This window comes from Paenibacillus mellifer (genome assembly GCF_023195895.1).
Lineage (GTDB): Bacteria > Bacillota > Bacilli > Paenibacillales > Paenibacillaceae > Fontibacillus > Fontibacillus mellifer.
Map to the genome: position 1 here is coordinate 140,699 of NZ_JALPRK010000012.1, position 15,688 is coordinate 156,386.

General features: G+C 53.3%; 16 protein-coding genes and 2 pseudogenes. 13 read left to right on the forward strand and 5 right to left on the reverse strand.

Annotated features, from left to right (window positions below):
- Positions 1–235 precede the first annotated feature (235 nt).
- On the forward strand, positions 236–1,072 hold the full coding sequence (locus tag M0651_RS14290; RefSeq protein ID WP_248552424.1) for a YitT family protein: 837 nt from the start codon (positions 236–238) through the stop codon (positions 1,070–1,072).
- 49 nt (positions 1,073–1,121) lie between these two features.
- Here the strand turns inward: M0651_RS14290 and M0651_RS14295 are convergent.
- Positions 1,122–1,297, reverse strand: a pseudogene (locus M0651_RS14295) (class B sortase); the annotation flags it as partial.
- A gap of 13 nt (positions 1,298–1,310) precedes the next feature.
- Positions 1,311–1,859 (reverse strand): hypothetical protein, encoded by a 549-nt coding sequence (locus M0651_RS14300; protein WP_248552425.1) that lies wholly within the window; start codon positions 1,857–1,859, stop codon positions 1,311–1,313.
- A gap of 482 nt (positions 1,860–2,341) precedes the next feature.
- On the opposite strand from M0651_RS14300, the pseudogene cas2 reads away from it, so the two are divergent.
- Both cas2 and M0651_RS14315 read left to right on the forward strand, forming a co-directional pair.
- Positions 2,342–2,632: pseudogene (cas2, locus tag M0651_RS14310) on the forward strand (CRISPR-associated endonuclease Cas2).
- A 610-nt stretch (positions 2,633–3,242) separates the two neighbouring features.
- Positions 3,243–3,572 carry a DUF6809 family protein gene (locus M0651_RS14315; RefSeq protein ID WP_248552426.1) on the forward strand — a complete coding sequence of 110 codons (330 nt, stop codon included), beginning with the start codon at positions 3,243–3,245 and terminating at the stop codon, positions 3,570–3,572.
- 112 nt (positions 3,573–3,684) lie between these two features.
- Here the strand turns inward: M0651_RS14315 and M0651_RS14320 are convergent, their stop codons facing one another.
- Positions 3,685–4,983: an arsenic transporter gene (locus M0651_RS14320; RefSeq protein WP_282577913.1), complete on the reverse strand. Its 1,299-nt coding sequence runs from the start codon at positions 4,981–4,983 to the stop codon at positions 3,685–3,687.
- Positions 4,984–5,169: 186 nt separating this feature from the next.
- On the opposite strand from M0651_RS14320, the gene M0651_RS14325 reads away from it, so the two are divergent.
- Together M0651_RS14325 and M0651_RS14330 are read left to right on the forward strand one after the other, a co-directional pair.
- Complete coding sequence (locus tag M0651_RS14325) at positions 5,170–5,688, forward strand: SRPBCC family protein (RefSeq protein ID WP_248552427.1); 519 nt, start codon at positions 5,170–5,172, stop codon at positions 5,686–5,688.
- 170 nt (positions 5,689–5,858) lie between these two features.
- The gene (locus M0651_RS14330) at positions 5,859–6,842 is read left to right on the forward strand and encodes a VanZ family protein (protein WP_248552428.1); all 984 of its coding nucleotides are present in this window, start codon (positions 5,859–5,861) and stop codon (positions 6,840–6,842) included.
- 305 nt (positions 6,843–7,147) lie between these two features.
- Here the strand turns inward: M0651_RS14330 and M0651_RS14335 are convergent, their stop codons facing one another.
- Both M0651_RS14335 and M0651_RS14340 read right to left on the reverse strand, forming a co-directional pair.
- Positions 7,148–7,837 carry an LrgB family protein gene (locus M0651_RS14335; protein WP_240267781.1) on the reverse strand — a complete coding sequence of 230 codons (690 nt, stop codon included), beginning with the start codon at positions 7,835–7,837 and terminating at the stop codon, positions 7,148–7,150.
- The gene (locus tag M0651_RS14340) at positions 7,807–8,214 is read right to left on the reverse strand and encodes a CidA/LrgA family protein (protein ID WP_240267782.1); all 408 of its coding nucleotides are present in this window, start codon (positions 8,212–8,214) and stop codon (positions 7,807–7,809) included. Before M0651_RS14340 ends, M0651_RS14335 begins: the two co-directional genes overlap by 31 nt.
- A 547-nt stretch (positions 8,215–8,761) precedes the next feature.
- Here M0651_RS14340 and M0651_RS14345 point away from each other — a divergent pair.
- The 8 genes from M0651_RS14345 to M0651_RS14380 all read left to right on the forward strand — a co-directional run bounded on the left by M0651_RS14345 (position 8,762) and on the right by M0651_RS14380 (position 15,662).
- Positions 8,762–9,889: an ABC transporter substrate-binding protein gene (locus tag M0651_RS14345; RefSeq protein WP_248552429.1), complete on the forward strand. Its 1,128-nt coding sequence runs from the start codon at positions 8,762–8,764 to the stop codon at positions 9,887–9,889.
- Positions 9,890–9,984: 95 nt separating this feature from the next.
- A complete protein-coding gene (locus M0651_RS14350) occupies positions 9,985–10,905 on the forward strand; it encodes an ABC transporter permease (RefSeq protein ID WP_248552430.1) in 921 nt (306 codons plus the stop codon).
- On the forward strand, positions 10,905–11,714 hold the full coding sequence (locus M0651_RS14355; RefSeq protein ID WP_248552431.1) for an ABC transporter permease: 810 nt from the start codon (positions 10,905–10,907) through the stop codon (positions 11,712–11,714). Before M0651_RS14350 ends, M0651_RS14355 begins: the two co-directional genes overlap by 1 nt.
- Entirely contained in the window at positions 11,711–12,754 is a 1,044-nt protein-coding gene (locus M0651_RS14360; RefSeq protein WP_248552432.1) for an ABC transporter ATP-binding protein, read from the forward strand. Before M0651_RS14355 ends, M0651_RS14360 begins: the two co-directional genes overlap by 4 nt.
- Positions 12,755–12,760: 6 nt before the next feature.
- A complete protein-coding gene (locus tag M0651_RS14365) occupies positions 12,761–13,549 on the forward strand; it encodes a DeoR/GlpR family DNA-binding transcription regulator (RefSeq protein ID WP_240267795.1) in 789 nt (262 codons plus the stop codon).
- Between the two features lie 14 nt (positions 13,550–13,563).
- Positions 13,564–14,394, forward strand: coding sequence for an alkaline phosphatase family protein (locus tag M0651_RS14370; protein ID WP_248552433.1), 831 nt, complete (start codon positions 13,564–13,566; stop codon positions 14,392–14,394).
- Positions 14,395–14,413: 19 nt separating this feature from the next.
- The gene (locus M0651_RS14375; protein WP_248552434.1) at positions 14,414–15,436 is read left to right on the forward strand and encodes a PHP domain-containing protein; all 1,023 of its coding nucleotides are present in this window, start codon (positions 14,414–14,416) and stop codon (positions 15,434–15,436) included.
- A 76-nt stretch (positions 15,437–15,512) separates the two neighbouring features.
- Positions 15,513–15,662 carry a hypothetical protein gene (locus M0651_RS14380; protein WP_248552435.1) on the forward strand — a complete coding sequence of 50 codons (150 nt, stop codon included), beginning with the start codon at positions 15,513–15,515 and terminating at the stop codon, positions 15,660–15,662.
- Positions 15,663–15,688 lie beyond the last annotated feature (26 nt).

Genomic DNA, 15,688 nt, shown 5'->3' on the forward strand with positions numbered 1-15,688 from the left:
AACTCATTATTGTCTTTGCATCCTCAGCATAACAAACCGGGTAAACCGTCATAAGTAACAAAATACCAGAGAATATGGAACAAACCTGTGCATTTTGCCGGGAGGCGGGGAGGGGAAATGTTCTATCGGACTAGAGAAATAAAGTGTTAAAGTCATCTTGACTTTCCAAATCCGAATCGCTACGATGTTCTGGTTGTTAGGATAGAAATGTGGCAGAGAGAGGATTAGAGTTGGGATGAAAAAAAGAATCGCGGATATCGCTATTATTATTGTGGGGGCCTTTTTATTTGCGCTGGCCGTCAATTTGTTTATTATTCCGAACGACTTCGGCGAAGGGGGCGTTACGGGGGTCACGATTATTTTGTACTACCTATATCAGTGGTCGCCATCGGTGGTCAATATCGTGATTAATGGCGTGCTGCTCATCGTCGGGTACAAATTTCTGGATCGTCGGACGACGATTTATACGGTGATTGCGGTGGCCTTTAACTCGTTGTTCCTGCATTTGACCGAGAACTGGAGAATCGATTCGCACGAGCCGACCATCAATGCGGTGTTTGCCGGCGTGATCGTGGGGGTTGGCATCGGCCTGATCGTGCGGGTCGGCGGAACGACGGCGGGAACCGTCATCCTGGCCCGGATCGCCAATAAATATCTCGATTGGAATATCAGTTATGCGCTGCTGTTTTTCGACCTAATCGTGGCGTTCTCCTCCTATTTCATCATTGGCGCGGAGAAGCTGATGCTGACGATCGTCATCTTATACGTAGGCACGAAAGTGATGGACTTCATGATCGAAGGGCTGAATCCCAAGAAAGCCGTCACGATCATCTCCGAGAAGCAAAACGACATCGCCGAGAGGGTCATCACCCAAATGGACCGCGGCGTAACCGTCCTGTCGGGCCATGGCTACTATACGAAGAACCCGAAGGAGGTTCTCTATATCGTCATCAGCAAGCAAGAGGTGTCCACCCTGAAGAAAATCGTCCGTTCCATCGACCAAGCGGCGTTCCTTACGATCCACGATGTGCGGGATGTGTTTGGGGAGGGGTTTTTGGATATTTCGAAGTGAGGGGGTGTTGGATCGAGGGGAACTTACTCAACGGTCAATTCATTACTCTTTAGACAACAAGTTTGTCGCCATACCGTGCTGTTACTCCCGTGTCGTAAAGAGCGAGATTCTTGATGTTCTGAACATAGGAATCGAACTCGGCGGGCGTTCTAACCTTCTCGATCTGGTAGTATTAAAAACGTCGTCCGATTTGCGATAAACTTTTGACAGAATAACGGCAACAATCCCGGAGGGGAGCTCACTCAAATATCATTTCTTTTTTAGCATTGTAGATTTGAACAGATGATCTTCCGTCCGATGCCTCGTCGTAGTCACCGGAAACGATATAGTTCCTTTTAGAGCTATCTATGTCTAAACGATGCCATTTATTTTGATTGAAAGTGGCATAAATCTGGTCGCCCTCTTTGAGAAGGTGATCATCATTGATTTGAATCATAAGATAAGGATATCCCGTTCGAATTCCAAAAACTTGGACAGGTTTGTCCTCATCCTCGTTAAGCATGAAATCCATGCCGTAAACCAACTTATCATTAATGACGCTTAGATAGTATGCCCCTACTTTCACGCCCCGCTTGTAAAATACATAGGCAAAGGGCTTATCTAGGTCGTTTTTCATTGCGACATCGAGGATTTCAATGTGTTCCTTTTCACTTAGCTGTTGAATATGAAGATCGGAAATTTTGCTGTAAGAATCCCTTTGAGAGAAGTGAATCAGGGCCAAAAGTGAGAAAAGCAGAAGGAGGGCCAATCCTTGAAGGAACCATTTCTTTTTCAGTACTGGCGTCAAATAAATCCCTCCATTCATGACGGTTCCAAGTATGGTTAAATTATACTATTATAACCGGAGAAGTGTACACCGAAGATAAACGTAACCACCAGCAATCTCGGCAGGCATCTTGCTTGTTGGGATTGTTTCTTATTGAGTTTCTTATTGAGTTTCTTATTGAGGCTTTTCACTCGTGTATTGGTGAATAATGACAAATTTTGCGGTAGAATAGGACTGGGTTCTATGCTAGTCGTAATATTTTTCATTACCTTCTTGACACAAAGCAAAGTGATCCAAAGGGCTATGCTGATGACGGACGAGGCCCGCAAAATGTTTCTGAAAGCATGGCAAACCAAGAAGTAAGAGAATATTACATACCCCTATCTGGGTGAAAAAATCCCTTGGGGGCGGGTCCCTTACTTTCAAGCCTTATTTTTGGCCCGATTTTTGTGCGGTGATTTAGATGAATAATCGCCATTTTTTATGGAAGTAGGTGAGTCGGGATGCCTGTACTCATTACTTATGATGTTCAAACATCAGTTGTGGGAGGTGCCGCGCGGCTTCGGAAAGTGGCAAAAGCATGTCAGAACTACGGGCAGCGGGTGTAAAACTCCGTGTTTGAATGTATCATCGATACAGCACAGTTCACTGCTCTGAAACTGGAACTATCCCAACTCATTGATCAAGAAAAAGACAACTTGCGGTTTTATCGGCTGGGCAATAACTACAAGATCAAAGTAGAGCATATGGGTGCCAAACCGTCATTGGATTTAGAAGACCCCTTAATCTTTTAATGGCTAATGGTGCGAACCCCAAGTTCACATGAAATCCCTGGGAGGTTCGCACCCCACGCCATTATAAGGTTTATTGAGATTCTGGTTGAAATAAACGGTAAAATTTCGCACTTACACAATAGGTTCGCACTTCTTGGTACGTGAGGCCTTGCGGCTCAAGGCTTCACAAGGCCCGCTGTCGCACTCCTTGTGAGTGCGTGGATTGAAATTGTTTTTAGGTGGTGAAGCAATGGCCAAGACAAGTCGCACTCCTTGTGAGTGCGTGGATTGAAATCGAGCTGATGCTGTTAAAAGGGGCCATTCGCGGTTACACTCAGATAGGTTTGGCCAGATTAGGAAACATGGCGGCCAAATCTCGTATTTGATTTCCAGATTAAGCAGATCATTGTATCTATATAAATTGTTATTTATCTACCGGAAGATCGTATGTTTCTGGCATTTACAAGAAATCAGGAGGTTATTAGATGGAGGTTTGAAGGGGAGGGATTGAAAAAGGTTCGATGAGATTGAAATGGGTGTGGCTGCCGAAAAATTGGAGAAGTGATTACGTAAATACGTACCACATACTGCCTCTGATTCTGCTATGCTTGTGGTAAAAAGGAGGAATCCCATGCCATCCCTTCTCGAATCCCTCTATTACGGCCACCTTCTCCCCGAGGAGCAGGTTGTCCCCAAAGACCCGCAATACCGCCAATTAAGCAGAGAACTATCCGAAGCAATGCTGGCTTGGAGGGAGAAGCTATCCGGCGAGGATTTCAACGATTTGGAGACTCTAATCGATTTACAACAGAAGATTCAAGGAATGGAAATGACCGAGGCGTTTACGAATGGGTTTAAGCTGGGGGCGGGACTCATGATCGAAGTTCTCATTGGGAGCGGGCCGGAGGGGGGCATGAACCCAAGGCAACGACCGGCCGAGTATAGCAAGGCATCGCAATAGGAAACCTCAATGCCCGTACCTAACTTCGGGAAAAGCCCAAGCATTTCCCCAGCGCAACCCCATAAGCTACCATAGTAGCTCCGCTACTTCACTTTCTTACCACAGCCCCTCCCTAAAACACCACCAATACCACCCACAACCCCACCAACGTCGCAAACAAAATCGGGATCGTCAGCACGATGCCGACTTTGAAGTACGTGCCCCAGGAGATGCGGACGCCCTTCTTGGCGAGGACGTGGAGCCAGACGAGGGTAGCGAGCGAGCCGATCGGCGTAATCTTCGGGCCAAGGTCGGCGCCGATGACGTTGGCGTAGATCAACGATTCGCGGATCGTGCCGGAGGTGGCGGTTTCGGCGATGCCGAGCACGCCGGTCATGACGGCCGGCAGGTTGTTCATGATCGACGACAGGAACGCCGAGATATAGCCCATAGCCATCGTGGACACGAATAGGCCTTGATCTGCGGCCGCTTGGATGAGGTCGGCCAAAACATCGGTCAGCCCGGCATTGCCGAGGCCGTATACGACGACGTACATCCCGATCGAGAAAACGACGATGTTCCACGGCGCGCCTTTCATGACGGCCTTCGTGTCGACTGCTTGACTTCGGCGGGCGATGGCCCAGAAGATCAGGGCCACTGCGTCGGCGAGCAAGGACACCGGGAGGTGGAGAAACTCGCTGACCAGGTATCCGATCAGCAGGATCCCCATCACTACCCAGGACAGGCGGAACAAACGCTGGTCTTTAATGGCCTCGGCCGGTGCCTTAAGCTTGGATGGGTCATAGGCGCGAGGGATGCTTTTGCGAAAATAAAGCAGCAGCACGGCAATCGTCGCCGCGAGCGAGAACAAATTTGGTATAATCATCCGGGCGGCGTATTGCGCGAAGCCAATCCCGAAATAATCCGCCGATACGATGTTCACCAGGTTGCTGACGACGAGCGGCAGCGAGGTGGTGTCCGCGATAAATCCGCTCGCCATGATGAACGGAAAGATCATTTTCTCCTCAAAATTCAAATGCCGGACCATCGCCAGCACGATCGGCGTGAGGATCAAGGCCGCCCCATCATTGGCAAAAAACGCCGAAACGACCGCCCCCAGCAAGCTGACGTAAACGAACATGCGAATGCCGCTGCTCCGTGCGGCCCGGGCCATATGCAGCGCCGCCCATTCGAACAAGCCAATCTCGTCCAAGATCAGCGAAATGATAATGATCGCGATAAACGTTAAGGTGGCGTTCCACGTGATCTGCACGACTTCCCCCACGTCGCCGAACCCGACAACGCCGGCCAGCAGGGCCAGCACTGCGCCGCCGCAGGCGGACCACCCGATATTCAGCCCCTTCGGCTGCCATATAACAAAAGTTAAAGTAATCACAAAAATCAGCGATGCCGCCAAGATGTCAAATTCCATCGGTTTCTTCTCTTCCCCCAAACGCTCTCTATCTTTCTGAGCTCTGTATGCGAGCCGTTAATCATTGTCTCACTGCTTTCTTTTTTTGTACATAGATTTCAAATATTCCTTTACAGGAATATTCAGAATGGTGTATATTGTTCTCATAAAACCTAAATCTCTAATCCCAATGAGGAGGATTTGTCGATGTCGAATCAAACGATGGTTCACCGCGTGGAAAATGAAACGATACTGGTACTGGAACGGGTGTTCAACGCGCCGAAAGAGCTGGTGTTCTCCATGTTTAAGGAGGCGGAGCATTTGAAACAATGGTGGGGGCCAAGGGGATTTGAGGTTACGGTGTGCACCGTCGATTTCCGGCCTGGCGGCGTTTGGCATTACTGCATGAAATGCATGGACCCGCAGATGGGGGATTTTTACGGAACGGAATCCTGGGGCAAAGCCGTATACAAAGAAATTGACGAACCGGACGGTTTCGTTTATACCGATTACTTCTCGGATGCCGAGGGGAACGTAAACGATTCGTTGCCAGCCACCGTAGTTAAGATGGAGTTCATTGATTTGGGCGGCGGACAAACGAAGCTGGTCAGCCGCGGGGAATACGTCTCCTCGGATTCCCTCAAAACCGTTATGGATATGGGCATGCTGCAAGGTATTACCGAAACGTGGGATCGCCTGGAAGAGCGCTTGAACGAAGTGAAATAAGCTAGAACGCAAGAGCAGCTGTCGGCTTGAAGTGCCGGCGGCTGTTTTCTTTTGCCTAAGAAGCCGTAGAGACGCTAACTAATGGATCCCTCCAAACGTAATTCCGATATATCGGAACCTCCTTGTGGGAGGTGACCCAATCAAGGAACCAAGGAAGGTGTGTCTACAGTATGGATTCCCCGTTCGATCGCAGAAGGAGCGTCATATCCAGCCAAGCCAGGACCAGCCGATGGCTGCTGACTCTTTTTTACTTGCTATATTTCGCATCTGGTTTATTTACGCTTCAGGTGATTTTGTTTAAGACTGTTCCGTTTTCGGCGATCTTCTACCACGCCGGAGTGCGGTCGATAAGAAGCATCAATTGGATTCCTTTCTATACGATCGCGGAGTTTTTTACAAGCCGGGACATTGGGATAGGGAGGGCGTTCATTAATGTAGGGGGGAATATCGCAATTTTTGTGCCCTTGGGGATCTTGGCGGCCCAGATCGGGAACGGAAAGTCTTTTCGCATGCAATCGCTTTGGTTGCTGATCGCTTCGCTCCTGCTTGAAATCATCCAATATGTCCTGGCCTTGGGCAGCAGCGATATCGATGATGTTCTATTGAATACTTTCGGTGGGGTTATCGGTATCGGGATCTATCGTTGGTTCCGCAAAAAAACGGCCACAACCAATCGCCTTCTGACGGCTTTGATCGCCCTCTTCCTGCTGGTTGGCTTGGCCGGAGGCGCTTCCGCCAAGATGCTAGGGTATGACAGCCTTTTGCCATTCTCCAATACAAGGGTTGGTTTTGTCGACGAGAACAAAGTGGTGATGGCGGGATGGGACGAAGTCCAGGCCGACGTGTTTGGGAATTTGATTGCCGTAGGGGCACAAGAATTGACGGTGCATGTGAATCCGATGCATAGACAAACGTCGGAGCCAACAGAAGCGGAGGGGCAGGAGGTCCGAATCCCGATCACGGATGCTACGAAATTCTTCATCAGCCATATCCGTTCCCATAAACATACCGTGATCAGCGACTATCAGGAGGCAACAAATTCCGAAGTCGTTTCTTTGTTGAAAACGAGGGATATGGCTCCCCCGGTTAAAGTCTGGTTCTCCAGCGATGATCGGCAAGTGGCCGAAGCGGTGCTGGTTAGCGTGGTTGAATAAGGCGTGCGGGAGTACATCATGGATTGTGGGCGCGCGCGGAAATAAGGGTAAAAAAGGGCCTTATTCGCTGCAAACTCGGAGTTTGGCTTGAAATAGCGGACTTTTTTGGCCTTATTTTGGCTAAATGGGCCGGAAGGGGCGGTTTTGGCAGGTCGCCCGGATTGATAAGGGCATAAAAGTCCCTTATTTTCGGGACATGGACCCAATCAACGCAAATAAGGCCCCAAAAGGGCCTTATTTTGCATGCGCAGAAACCGCAGAAGGAGCAGATTACAAGTCACAAGGCGCGTCCCCTTATTCCCCTCTCACAACAGAAGCCAGGCGACCAACGGCGCCAACACGGAGCCGAACACGGCGCTAAAGGTCAGGGCTACCGTGCTGGTCGAAACGACGGTAGGTCCAAACTCCGCGGCTTTGCCCGTTCCGAGGGCGTGGGAGGCGGCCCCAAAGCCAATGCCCCGTCCGTTGTCATTGGTGATGCCAAAGCATTTGAAGACGATAGGACCTAGGATCACTCCCGTAAGCCCCGCGATCATCACCAGCGCAGAGGTAATGGAGGCGTTGCCGCCCAAGCTGCTGGAGATTTCCATCGCCACCGGCGTGGTAATCGATTTGGGCAAGATCGACAGGATGAGCTCACGTGGGTACCCTGCCCATAGGGCAAACCCGATGCCGCTGATCATCCCGGCCGCAATGCCGACGATCGTGCCCGCGAGGACCGCTCTCCATTCTTTTAGCAATGCGTTGAGTTCTTTGTACATCGGGTAGGCGAGCGCTACGACGGCGGGGCCCAGACCATACTGCAGCCAACGTCCGCCTCTCATGAAATCTCCGTAGGAGTTCCCCGTCGTTAGCAACAAGCCGATCACGAGCGTGGAACAGGTCAGGACCGGAACGAGAACGGCCCACTTCAACTTGCGGTACAGCCCGCTCATCAGGAGGTACAAAAGGACAACGCCCAGCACTATGCCTGCTTCGTGAAAGATTTCACGCATGGGGCCGCCTCCTCTTTCGGTTTCGGGGTCCGTTGGGCTACCCATTGCGTAGTCAACCCTGCCAATATCATGGTTAAAAGCGTGCTGAGCACAACGATCAGAATCAGCCATTGTCCGCCCGCAGTGAACACCTGGAAATAGTCCATGACGCCAACCGTGGCCGGTACCAGGAATAAAGGGATGAACTTCTGCATAAACCCGGCCCCTTGTTCCATCCACTTCGCAGGAACAATCCTCAGTTTAAGAGCCAGGAACAATAGCACAAGGCCGAAGATGCTCCCGGGAATCGGTGCCTTGCTTACCGTCTGAAGCAACAACCCCGCACCATAAAACCCCGTGAGCAGGGCAATCTGTAAGAAGAACTTGATGACTTTCATAGTTGATGAAGAGGGATCCCTTCATTGCGCCTCCTTGCTGCCGAAAAATGTCAAAGTAATCTTATCCCTTCCGGAGCGCACTTTACAAGGGCGAATTATCGAACAAAAATGTAAGCGCTAAGCATGATGCGCTTGGTGAGGACAGATGTGATAAGGGTAAAAAAGGGCCTTATTTCCTCCAAGGATAGAGTTTGACGTGAAATAGCGGTCATTTTTACCCTTATTTCAGAACAGTGGGCTGGAAAAGGAGAGTTTGGGCGTAGATCCGGCAAAATAACGCCACAAAATTCCCCTATTTAACGCATAACGGGTTCAAACGTCCAAATAAGACCATAAATGTCCCTTATTCCGCCAACTGCCCCTGCTGTGCGCCGATCCGACCTCTTCGCGCTCCCAACCCTTCCATACTTCCGCCATCCCAGTTTTAATAAACTTCACCATTTCCATTAATCCAGCGCAAACAGTCAAAACCTATACTCTAGTTGGGTCGAAATCAACAGAAATACATGGCGAACCCACAATAATCCACAGGGAGTGCATGAAAACCATGAAATTCGGGTTAAAGAAGCAGTTCACGCTGGGTCTGGTTTTATCCTTGTTTGTATTGATGCTTGCGGCTTGTGGTGCGGGAGGCAACGGCGGCAACGCGGCCGCAACGGACACGAGCCAGGCGGCGCAGGCCGAGGAGCTCTCGCTGGCCGATCTGGAAGCGAAGGCGAAAGAGGAAGGTTCCGTCGTAAGCGTCGGCATGCCGGATACGTGGGCGAACTGGAAAGATACATGGGCGGATCTGAAAACGAAGTATTCGCTGGATCACACGGATACGGATATGTCGAGCGCCGATGAAATCGCCAAATTCGAGGCGGAGAAGGACAAGCCGACCGCGGACATCGGCGACGTGGGCATCGCGTTTGGCCCGGTCGCGGTGGATAAGGGCGTAGCCCAACCGTTCAAAACCTCGTACTGGGACGAAATTCCGGATTGGGCCAAGGACAAGGACGGCCACTGGATCGTAGGCTACCAAGGTTCCATCGCGTTCTTCACGAACACGGACCTGGTCAAACAGCCGCCGCAAAGCTGGGAAGATCTGAAGAACGGCGACTATAAAATCATCGTCGGCGACGTGACCAAAGCCGCGCAAGCGCAAATGGCCGTCTTGGCCGCCGCCATCGCTTACGGCGGGGACGAAACGAACATCGAGCCGGGGATCGCATACTTTGAGGATTTGGCGAAAAAAGGCCGCTTGTCCAGTGCGGAAGCTTCTCTGGCGAACATCGAGAAAGGCGAAGTGCAAGTGACCCTGTTCTGGGACTTCAATGCCCTGAACTACCGCGATCAATTGGGCGGCGCGGAGAAGTTTAACGTGGCGATTCCGAAGGAAGGCAGCGTGGTCAGCGGTTACGCCACGATCATCAACAAATACGCGCCGCATCCGCATGCAGCCAAGCTGGCGCGCGAGTACATCTTGAGCGATGCCGGCCAAATCAACCTGGCGAAGGGTTATGCCCGTCCGATCCGCGAAAGCGTACAGCTTCCCGAGGAGGTTGCCTCCAAGCTGCTGCCCGCCGAAGCGTATGCCAACGTGAAGCCGGTCGGCGACTACAAGGCTTGGGAAGAAACGACGAAGAAGCTGCCGCAGCTGTGGCAGGAGCGCGTGCTTGTTCATATGAACTAATCGGTCGAATCACGAGTCCGAGTTCAACCATTTGAAGCGGTGCGTCAGACGTCTTGGACGGAGGGCGCCCCTTTTTTAAATAAGGAGGATGTGGCGTGAAGCGGAAAAATCGCTGGTATTTGCTTGGGCTGCTTCCTTTCGTCGTCATGGTTGCCCTGTTCCAGCTGGTGCCGATCGTGTCGATGTTAACGGGAAGCGTTCGCCCGGAGGACGGCGCCGGTATGACGTTCGGGTATTACGCCCGAATTTTTCAAAGCGATTATTATCTTAAAGCCATTCAGAACAGTTTGTTGATATCGGTCTTCTCGAGCGTGATCGGGATCGTCGTCGGATTGGCGTGCGCCTATTCCGTAACGCGGTTCGCGCCGAGGATGAGAGACCGTCTGATCATGGTGTCCAATATGACCTCGAATTTCGCCGGCGTGCCGCTCGCCTTCGCGTACATTATCCTGCTGGGCAGCAACGGGGTTTTTACCTTGCTCTTTAAGCAGTGGGGTTGGGACGTGTTCGCCGGTTTCAACTTATATAGCTGGTCGGGGCTGGTCCTGGTGTATGTGTATTTTCAGGTTCCCCTGGCTTTATTGCTGCTGTACCCTTCGTTTTACGGGATTCGGGAGCAGTGGAAGGAGGCGGCGTCCCTGCTGGGCGCGAGCCATTGGCAGTTTTGGAGAACGATCGGGATCCCGGTGCTGATGCCGGCCGTGTTCGGCACGCTGGGCATTTTATTCGCCAATTCGATGGGCGCTTACGCGACGGCTTACGCCCTCGTCGGCAGCAATTTCAACTTGCTTGCCGTGCGGATCGGGAACTTGGTCTCGGGCGACGTCGTGACCGAGCCGCAGCTGGGGAATGCGCTGGCGGTCATTCTAGGCCTGTCGACGCTGCTGGCGGTGTACCTGAACCATAAGATGACCCAGCGTTTGCACCGGTTCCAACCCGGCTCGGCGGAGCGGAAGGTTCGCAGCCGGCGGAAATGGTCGAGGCTGAAATCGCCTGCGCTGAAGGAGGAATTGTGATGCAGACGCCAAGCAAGAAGGCGGGCTGGGCCCCGCGTTCCCTGATGCTGCTGATGATGGTCTACTTGCTGCTTCCTCTGCTGGCGACGATGATTTACGCGTTCGCGAAGGAGTGGCAAGCCACGATTTTGCCGGAGAGCTGGACGCTGGAATGGTTCGGCGGGATGTTTCAGGATGCGCGTTTTCTGGACGCGTTGTGGAAATCGCTGTACCTTTGCGCGATCAGCATCGTGCTTAGCCTGGCCGTCATGCTGCCGGCCGTGTTCATCATTACGGTCTATTTGCCCCGGCTGGAGAGCTTCATGAAAGGGATCGTCGTTCTCCCTTATGCCGTGCCGGGCGTCGTTGCCGCGGTCGGGCTGATCCGCGCGTATTCCTCCGGCCCAATGAACATTTCGGGGACCGCCTACATTTTGATCGGTGCGTATTTCATCATCGTCCTGCCTTACATGTATCAGGGCATCCGCAACAGCCTGTTGACCGTATCGGCGCCGGAGCTGCTGAATGCCGCGGAGATGCTCGGCGCCGGCCGCATGCGGGCGTTCGTGACCGTGATTTTGCCGAACATTTGGCCGGGAGTGGTGACGTCGACGCTGCTGTCTTTTTCCGTCCTCTTTGGCGAATTCGTCATGACGAACATGCTGGTGGGGGGACACATTCAGACTATCCAGGTGTATCTGTCCCGGCGGATGAACGAAAGCGGGCATTTGGCCAGCGCGATCGCGATTTCCTATTTCTTGTTTATCCTGGCGTTGTCCATGATCTTGATGAAACTCGGCAAAAAAGTAAACAGGGGGATTTCAGAATGAAGCCATATCTGAAGCTGGAAGGGATCCGCAAGCAATTCGGAACGACGACGGTGCTGAATCAGGTGAATTTGGACATTCGCGAGGGGGAGCTTGTCACGCTGTTAGGGCCTTCGGGTTGCGGAAAAAGCACGCTGCTGCGCTGCATCGCCGGCCTGACGGAGATCGACGAGGGGCAGATCTGGCTCGACGATAAGGATATCGTCAATCTGCCTCCCCGCAGCCGGGAGATCGGCATGGTGTTCCAATCGTACGCCTTGTTCCCAAATTTGACGGTCCGCGAAAATATCGAATACGGCATGCGCATGCGCGGGGCGGCCAAGGAAGCCCGCCGTCAGAGATCCGACGAACTGCTGGAGCTCATCGATTTGGCCGACAAACGGGACGCTTATCCCGCACAGCTGTCGGGGGGACAGCAGCAGCGGGTGGCGCTCGCCCGTTCTCTCGCCGTCCGCCCGAAGGTACTGCTGCTGGATGAGCCGCTGAGCGCGCTGGATGCAAAGATCCGCAAAAATCTGCGCATGGAAATCCGTGAAATCCAGAAGCAATTCAACATGACCACGATCTTCGTTACGCATGATCAGGAAGAAGCGTTAACCTTATCCGATCGGGTCTGTTTGATGAATCAGGGGAATATCGTACAGCAAGGGACGCCGGAGGAGTTGTATGCCAAGCCATCCACGGAGTTCGTCGCCCGGTTCATGGGCAGCTACAACGTGTTGACGCGGGCCGAGGCGCTGCGGCTGTTCGGTGCGGTCCCCGGCGATGGGGAGAGTTATGCCATCCGGCCGGAGGCGCTCACGCTTGTCGGCCAGGATCAAGAGACTGACCTGGGCCATGCGGGCAAACCCATCGTAGAGGGGACCGTTCATTCGGCATCAATCCTTGGCAACGTCATCCGTTACGCCATCGATGCTGCCGGGATCCGCCTGACGGTGGATGCGCTGAACGACGGGCGTTCCCGGCGATTGGAGGAGAACCGCAAGGTCGCTCTGGCTTTCGATCTTGCGCAGTTGCTGCAACTGGAGAAGGAAGGGGCATAAAGCAAGTTGTCGATTTCATCCGAGGAACGCAAACGGGTCATCATGGAGCAGTTGAAGCAGGAAGGACAGGTGAAGGTTCCCGATCTATCGCATCGGTTTACCGTATCGGAGGAGACCGTCCGCCGCGACCTGATCCTGCTGGAGAAAGAAGGCTTGGCCAAAAGAGTGTACGGCGGCGCGGTCCTGACCAAGCTGACCAGCTACGAACCGCCGTATTTGCAACGCCAGAAGGTCAAAGCCGAGGAAAAGGAGCGGATCGGACGCGCTGCCGCCGAACTGATCGAATCCGGCGATACGATCGCCATCGATATCGGCACGACGACGCTGGAGATGGCCAAGGCGATTGCGGGCCGGGAGCGGCTCACGATCCTGACGAACTCGCTGGCCGTGGCCTATCACTTAATGGAGTCGCTAAACGGAGGAAGGTTTTCCGGGAAGATTTTCGTGGTGGGCGGGGAATTGAATCCGGAGCAGCAGTCCATGTCGGGGACGATCGGCGAAAGCATCCTGTCGCAATTCCGGGTCGACAAGGCGTTTATCTCCATCGGAGGGATGTCCTTGGAACGGGGAATCAGCGACTATGACGTCGACGAAACGGGCATGTCGCGCCGGATGATCGAGGCGGCCTCCCGCACGATCGTGCTGGCCGACGCCTCCAAGCTGGGCAAGGAAGCGTTCGTGGAGATCGCGCCGCTCGGCAAGGTTCACGCGATCGTCAGCGACGCCGCCGCGCCGAAGGAATGGCTGCAGGCGCTTCGCAGCCATCGCATCCAATGGATTGAAGCCACCAATTAAAGGGGGAGAAACGAATGTCATCAGCAGAAGCAGAAGCCAAGAAGCTCGTCGTCGTTGTACTTGACGGGTTAAGATATGATGCCGCCCGCAAGTATCTCGGGTATATGGAGCATCTCGTGGAGCAGGGAGAGATGGCCTGTTATCAAGTACAGTCGCAGCTTCCGAGCCTGTCTCGCCCGCTCTATGAAGTGTTGCTGACCGGTACGCCGGTTGCCAGAAACGGTATTACGGCCAATCACATCGCGCGGCTGAGCCGGGAGCAAAGCGTGTTCCATCTTGCCGTAGCCGCTGGATTAAGAACGGCCGCCGCCGCGTACCATTGGGTCGGCGAACTGTACAACCGGGCGCCGTTTAACCCGGTGACCGACCGGCATCAGCATGACGAGAACCAGGCAATTCAGCACGGAATTTTTTATTTCGAAGACCACTATCCAGATAGCCATCTGTTCCTCGATGCGGAGCATTTGCGTACGACTTATGACCCGAACTTCCTCTATATCCACTCGATGAATATCGACGATATGGGGCATAAGCACGGCGGGGAAAGCAAGCAGTACGAAGGCGCTGTTCGCGCGGTGGATGGGATGCTGGCTACGCTGGTCCCGCTTTGGAGATCGCAAGGGTACGAAGTCATCGTCACGTCCGATCACGGCATGAATGCGATGGGCCAGCACGGAGGCACCGAGCCGGAGGAGCGGAACGTTCCGCTGTATGTATTTGGCGAGTTACCGATTCCGTCGCCAAAGCTCCAAGGGAATCAGGGCTTGTCCCAGCTCTATCTGGCTCCGCTGATGTGCCATTATCTAGGGATCGGGCCATCCGAGGCCATGGTGAAATGGGAATAGACAAGGAGGGAGTTTGCGGGTGAAGGTTGACATGCATTTTCATCTGGAAGAAGGCCCGTATTCTTTGCGCTGGCTATCGCGTACTTTGCAAGGATTGGCTGCGACCGAGCCGGGACCGGATCCGGCGCTCGGGCATCATACGATCGAGTATGCCGAAGAAATGAAAAAGCTGTTGTCCCGGCGTATGGAGCAGGGAGCATATAGCGAGGAATGGTTGGACCGTTACCTGACCCGGGGACGTGAACGGGGCATCCAGAAGTTTGGTGTCGTCGATCATTTGTATCGGTTCCGGGAGTGCCGTCCGTACTACGAGAAGCACATGCTGCTGGACGACAGCCGGGTTGGCAAGCTGCAGCGGACCTGGCTGGACCAGGTTTGCGTAGCTTCGATTGACGATTTCGTCGGCTTCGTCACGGAGGCCAAGAAGACGCGGCCGGATTTGGCTCTCGGCATCGAAGCGGATTTCTTCCCCGGGTGCGAAGCGGAGCTCCGCGATATCCTGGCCGGCTACGATTGGGATTATGTGATCGGCTCGGTGCATTTCCTGGATGGCTGGGGGTTCGACAATCCGGAGGCGAAGACCGGATTCGACGGCCGGGATCCCGTACAAACCTACGCGGATTATTACGAATTGCTGCGTCAAGCCTGCGTCTCGGGGTTGTTCCAGATTATCGCCCATCCGGATAACCTGAAGGTGTTTGGCTTCCGGCCGGCCAATGAGAAGAAGCTGCTGCCGTACTACCGGAGTATCGCCAAGGAAATGGTGCGTAGCGGCGTCATTACCGAGATCAATACCGGTCTCGCGTACCGTTATCCCATAGCCGAGAGTTGCCCGAGTCCCTTGTTCTTGTCGGTATTGGCCGATTACGGGGTTCCGCTGACGTTATCCTCGGACGCTCACTTTCCGGACGATATCGGTACCCTGCTCGATACGGCTTTGGCCGATGCGATCAAGCTGGGTTACAAGGAGCTGGCGGTGTTTCGTGGCGGGGAGCGGCGGATGCTGCCGATCTTCAAGAATAGCGACGTGGAGGTCAAGTAACCCCTATTGTCCGCCTGCTGCATAGAACGCTTCCTTTCCGCGCAAGTTACTTTAAAAATAGGGAGGAGTGTGCAGCATGCACCAAGATTATGAATTCACCGACTTACAGGGCAAAGAGCCATTGGTTCAGGAGATCCGTAGGCTGGAGGAGAAGATCGAGCAGTCCCTTGGGGAGAAGGTCAATCTGATCGCGTACTCCGAGAAAAAGGAAGAACCGGACCATTAAGAAGTTTATACGCCCCTTTAGGGTCC

What these genes read in the sequence shown, in the direction of transcription:
- M0651_RS14290 (WP_248552424.1), top strand. Translation starts at nt 236, where the DNA reads ATGAAAAAAAGAATCGCGGATATCGCTATTATTATTGTGGGGGCCTTT.
- M0651_RS14315 (WP_248552426.1), top strand. Translation starts at nt 3,243, where the DNA reads ATGCCATCCCTTCTCGAATCCCTCTATTACGGCCACCTTCTCCCCGAG.
- M0651_RS14320 (WP_282577913.1), bottom strand. Translation starts at nt 4,983, where the DNA reads ATGGAATTTGACATCTTGGCGGCATCGCTGATTTTTGTGATTACTTTA.
- M0651_RS14325 (WP_248552427.1), top strand. Translation starts at nt 5,170, where the DNA reads ATGTCGAATCAAACGATGGTTCACCGCGTGGAAAATGAAACGATACTG.
- M0651_RS14330 (WP_248552428.1), top strand. Translation starts at nt 5,859, where the DNA reads ATGGATTCCCCGTTCGATCGCAGAAGGAGCGTCATATCCAGCCAAGCC.
- M0651_RS14335 (WP_240267781.1), bottom strand. Translation starts at nt 7,837, where the DNA reads ATGCGTGAAATCTTTCACGAAGCAGGCATAGTGCTGGGCGTTGTCCTT.
- M0651_RS14340 (WP_240267782.1), bottom strand. Translation starts at nt 8,214, where the DNA reads ATGAAAGTCATCAAGTTCTTCTTACAGATTGCCCTGCTCACGGGGTTT.
- M0651_RS14345 (WP_248552429.1), top strand. Translation starts at nt 8,762, where the DNA reads ATGAAATTCGGGTTAAAGAAGCAGTTCACGCTGGGTCTGGTTTTATCC.
- M0651_RS14355 (WP_248552431.1), top strand. Translation starts at nt 10,905, where the DNA reads ATGCAGACGCCAAGCAAGAAGGCGGGCTGGGCCCCGCGTTCCCTGATG.
- M0651_RS14360 (WP_248552432.1), top strand. Translation starts at nt 11,711, where the DNA reads ATGAAGCCATATCTGAAGCTGGAAGGGATCCGCAAGCAATTCGGAACG.
- M0651_RS14370 (WP_248552433.1), top strand. Translation starts at nt 13,564, where the DNA reads ATGTCATCAGCAGAAGCAGAAGCCAAGAAGCTCGTCGTCGTTGTACTT.
- M0651_RS14380 (WP_248552435.1), top strand. Translation starts at nt 15,513, where the DNA reads ATGCACCAAGATTATGAATTCACCGACTTACAGGGCAAAGAGCCATTG.